The sequence below is a fragment of the Nitrosomonas sp. ANs5 genome (assembly GCF_050584665.1).
Classification (GTDB): Bacteria; Pseudomonadota; Gammaproteobacteria; order Burkholderiales; family Nitrosomonadaceae; genus Nitrosomonas.
Window position 1 is genome coordinate 1 of the sequence record NZ_JBEUDO010000101.1, and the last position, 3,618, is coordinate 3,618.

6 protein-coding genes and 2 pseudogenes are annotated in these 3,618 nt (G+C 43.2%); 2 read left to right on the forward strand and 6 right to left on the reverse strand.

The features are described from left to right. A pseudogene (locus tag ABTW62_RS13555) lies at positions 1-286 on the forward strand (IS256 family transposase); the annotation flags it as partial. A 30-nt stretch (positions 287-316) separates the two neighbouring features. On the opposite strand, the pseudogene ABTW62_RS13560 reads toward ABTW62_RS13555, so the two are convergent. The 5 genes and pseudogenes from ABTW62_RS13560 to ABTW62_RS13580 form a co-directional block, all read right to left on the reverse strand. Further along, positions 317-494, reverse strand: a pseudogene (locus ABTW62_RS13560) (IS481 family transposase); the annotation flags it as partial. 219 nt (positions 495-713) lie between these two features. Beyond that, positions 714-1,103: a hypothetical protein gene (locus ABTW62_RS13565; RefSeq protein WP_430905108.1), complete on the reverse strand. Its 390-nt coding sequence runs from the start codon at positions 1,101-1,103 to the stop codon at positions 714-716. Continuing rightward, positions 1,103-1,558, reverse strand: coding sequence for a phage holin family protein (locus tag ABTW62_RS13570; RefSeq protein WP_430905109.1), 456 nt, complete (start codon positions 1,556-1,558; stop codon positions 1,103-1,105). The genes ABTW62_RS13565 and ABTW62_RS13570 overlap by 1 nt, the downstream gene beginning before the upstream one ends. Before the next feature lie 9 nt (positions 1,559-1,567). Further along, a complete protein-coding gene (locus tag ABTW62_RS13575) occupies positions 1,568-1,801 on the reverse strand; it encodes a DUF883 family protein (RefSeq protein WP_430905110.1) in 234 nt (77 codons plus the stop codon). Between the two features lie 66 nt (positions 1,802-1,867). Beyond that, a complete protein-coding gene (locus tag ABTW62_RS13580; protein ID WP_430905111.1) occupies positions 1,868-2,113 on the reverse strand; it encodes a DUF883 family protein in 246 nt (81 codons plus the stop codon). A 139-nt stretch (positions 2,114-2,252) separates the two neighbouring features. Between ABTW62_RS13580 and ABTW62_RS13585 the strand changes: the two genes are divergently transcribed. Then, on the forward strand, positions 2,253-2,414 hold the full coding sequence (locus ABTW62_RS13585) for a hypothetical protein (RefSeq protein ID WP_430905112.1): 162 nt from the start codon (positions 2,253-2,255) through the stop codon (positions 2,412-2,414). Positions 2,415-2,599: 185 nt separating this feature from the next. Here the strand turns inward: ABTW62_RS13585 and ABTW62_RS13590 are convergent, their stop codons facing one another. Next, positions 2,600-2,986: a PRC-barrel domain-containing protein gene (locus ABTW62_RS13590; protein ID WP_430905113.1), complete on the reverse strand. Its 387-nt coding sequence runs from the start codon at positions 2,984-2,986 to the stop codon at positions 2,600-2,602. Between the last annotated feature and the right edge of the window lie 632 nt (positions 2,987-3,618).

The following is a 3,618-nucleotide window of genomic DNA, read 5'->3' on the forward strand; positions in this document are numbered from 1 at the left end:
CGGATTTCTGAGTAAGCTCTACGATTATCCTGCAGAAAACTGGAAGCATATCAGAACGACCAATCCGGTTGAATCGGTATTTGCTACCGTCAGGCTGAGGACAGCCAGAACCAAAAACTGCGGCAGCAGGACAACAACATTAACCATGGCGTTCAAGCTGATGGAAACAGCACAGAAAAAATGGTTCCGATTGAGGGGTTATAAACTGTTAGCCGATGTTGTTGGGGGCATGAAATTCGTTAACGGCGTTAAACAAAATGGAGATCAAAAGCAGGTAGCCGCTTGATTCTCTGTACACCAGATTTGACTATAGCTCGTCATCCAGAGGTAAAAGCGTATAACGCCGGAACGTCACAATGGCTGCTTCTTCCTCCAGGGTCAGAACCGTTGAGGCCGTGGCGCACCGCCAACGCCTTCAGGTTCTCTTGACTATTTTGTATTGCTCGACGTACGACCTCTGTCGTGCGGGCGCTTCCATGCAGTATCTGTCCCATAAATTATCCCTCCGTAGCTGGCTGTATATTACAACAGCACACCGTGGGACTAAACACCTAGTTGGCAGCGTCATTACAAATACAGACAAGCATAAGACTAACAGCCGATGATCTTCAGGCAAATTGAAGAAATTGAGAATAGCTGTCTAGTCTCGCATGCTGTCAAAGTCAGGGTCACAATCTAATAAAAGTATGTGCAAGAATCAAAACGCTTAATAATCATGAATCATGTTCTGCACTCCTGTCAACTTGCTCAGGGTTTTTATTAGCGGCAAAAGCGGTATACAAAGCATTGGCCGGACCTATGAGGCTCAGTGCTGTCTGATAAAGTCTATCAATAGGTGTGGTCTTAGCGGCGTGTGACTTATCTTCGTCAGTACTATGAGATTTGGAAGATCTGCTCTTAGTGAGTTCACTAAGTAAAAATCCGATACCGCCTGCTAGCAGCAAACTTGACGGGGAAGTCAGTTGTTGTTGTATCTCTTTAAGCAATGTAGCGGAGCTAATACCGACCACCCGATGATGTTCCAATACCCGCTGTTCCACATTTCTGATTTGAGTTATAAGAGATGCTTGAGTCTGCTCTTGCTTAAACTTTAAGTCTGACATCACTTATTCTCCATATTGCGGTGTTCTGATTGCATGGGCTTAAGACTACGAAGCGTCGCTGCAAATTTTAAATACTGGCCCTTGCCGCGAATTACACCCAAGAGAATCAGCGCCAGCAATAAATTAAAAGCGACAGTAAGCAATACTAGTATGGCGCTGTTTGTTACAACACCATACTCATACAATGCTAGGACAATGGATGCAACCAGTCCTAACCAAGCAAAACTCAGCAAAATGACCATCATCACACCTGCTACGATCATGGTCACTAGCCCCTTAACTGCCAACTGTGCTTCTAGTGTAGCGAGTTGGATGTGATCGTGGCTTAGCTCGCGTAGTTCTTGCCATAACGACTGGAGATCTTCCAACACGCTAGAGTCTTTCTTTGAACTGCCGTGCGTGGCAGGTTTCCCATCAAGCAGCTTCTCATTTATTGTATTTTTTGAGTCCATCATTTTGACGGCTTAACGATTGCTTAGCAGCCTGCTCAGAACGAAACCCACTCCAACTGCAATACCCACAGATGTCAATGGGTTATCGCGAATATATTCAGAGTATTCATTCCTCAATCGTTGCTCAACATTTTTCAGTTGCTTTCCTTTCTCGTTAAGCTTATCCACACCCTGATTGGTAAAATCGGTGGCTTTGTCGACCGCTTCATGCGCTAAATCAGATACTTTGTCTACAGTTGTTTCCATGATAAATTTCCTTTTTTATTTGAACCGCATGCTAATTACGGTTCATGGATTAATATATTTGACGATTTAGCGATTGCTGAGGAGTTTGCTCAGCAAGAAACCCACGCCCATCGCAATACCCACTGATGTCAATGGATTGTCGCGAATATATTCGGAGTATTCGTTTCTCAATCGTTGCTCAACATTTTTCAGTTGCTTTCCTTTCTCGCTAAGCTTATCCACGGCCTGATTGGTTACATCGGTGGCTTTATCAGCTGCTTCATGCGTGAGTTCAGATGCTGTGTCTACAGCTTTGTTTACGGTTGTTTTCATAGCGGTTTCCATCCTCTAATTTTGAATTCGAGCTGTGCGGCGATACTATTCACGGTTATCTAATTAATGATATTGGCTCTTTTACCAATAGCTGTTAAAAACCATATGGTTTAATCCATTTGTACAATCAATAATTAATATGCCTTTATACAATTTCCGGAACATAAAGCACGGCACCACCCGTTGCCAGTTTTATGGTGAGCAAGGCACACCCTACGGGGGAGTCGGTAACGATTCGGTCGACGTAGGGTGCGCCTTGCTCACCGATCAACTGAATTACGGAGATTACCGTTACCTCTGAATGATTACTGAAAATGGTTCATAGGCATGATAACTAATGATGCAAGAGCCATAAAATTAGTCTTATTAGCGGTTGACAAGTATTTTGCTCAATTATTCGCTTTTACGAAGATATCTGTCATCTTCATAAAATTATCGTAAATATTCTTGCGAATCACCGATAAAAAATGCAGATAATCCAACTATTTATAACTTCGTTCCATAGTAAGAATGGATTTCATTCTCCCAGTTCTTGTCTGCCATATCAGGCCAGTGATTTTTATCAAATCCCGGAGCATCTTTAAGGCGATCTTTATCTACGTTTAGCACAAAGCGCTCGTTTTCTGTATCGAGATTTAATGCCTTCCAAGGTACCGCAAATAGCTTTTCTCCTATCCCAAGGACACCACCAAAGGACAGCACTGCATAACGAACATTACCGTTCGACGTGTCCAACATAATTTCTTTAATGTCACCCAGGTCTTCACCCGTTTGATTGCAGACTTCATTTCCTATAAGCGTGCTGGCACCCATTAGAAGAGGTCCAGGTCCATTGCTGTTCTCGTTAAAGGTAACGTTATTTTCGTTATTCATATTCATCTCCTGTAAAACATTATTTGTAAGTGTTCTTGCTGTCATATTTGCGATTGCCAGAACACAATGATTAGAACGCATAAGATATCTACACGTCACAATTTAGGACGATACACATGAAACTGATCACGGTCTGTACGGTGACACACGTAAGTTTCGTTAAGCTGATTTGGTAGCTTTTCGTCTATTTTGTTGAGTGCTTTGGGCATGTATATCCGAAGAACAAAAACTAAATCTCTTGATCAGCGAGAAGGCTCACACCTACCTTATTATTGAATCGGTGCCCATCGGCCAACGGGACAAACAACGCACGCTACTCAGTTTGGGCAAGGACTTTGTAGTAAATTCTACAATCTGACTGACCTGGAGATAGCTTTTATTCATTCGCATGATTAGTGTTGTTGTCTACGAATTGCACAGAGCTCGGTTATGCGATTTAGCTCATTTTTATGTTTTTAACCCGTCGTGCCAGAGTTCTCGGTGCCGGCGTATGTTCTTCGTGCACTATGCGTTATCACAGCTCGCTATAGGGCCGAGCCGCACTATGACTTGAACAGAGCGTTACCCGGGATATGAATGGCATACGCCAAATACCGAAAACATAGGCGCGACGGGGGGATATACCTTCAGCA

Excerpts from the sequence above, each read along its gene's own strand:
- ABTW62_RS13565 (WP_430905108.1), bottom strand. The coding sequence starts at position 1,103 with ATGTCAGACTTAAAGTTTAAGCAAGAGCAGACTCAAGCATCTCTTATA.
- ABTW62_RS13570 (WP_430905109.1), bottom strand. The coding sequence starts at position 1,558 with ATGATGGACTCAAAAAATACAATAAATGAGAAGCTGCTTGATGGGAAA.
- ABTW62_RS13575 (WP_430905110.1), bottom strand. The coding sequence starts at position 1,801 with ATGGAAACAACTGTAGACAAAGTATCTGATTTAGCGCATGAAGCGGTC.
- ABTW62_RS13580 (WP_430905111.1), bottom strand. The coding sequence starts at position 2,113 with ATGAAAACAACCGTAAACAAAGCTGTAGACACAGCATCTGAACTCACG.
- ABTW62_RS13585 (WP_430905112.1), top strand. The coding sequence starts at position 2,253 with ATGCCTTTATACAATTTCCGGAACATAAAGCACGGCACCACCCGTTGC.
- ABTW62_RS13590 (WP_430905113.1), bottom strand. The coding sequence starts at position 2,986 with ATGAATAACGAAAATAACGTTACCTTTAACGAGAACAGCAATGGACCT.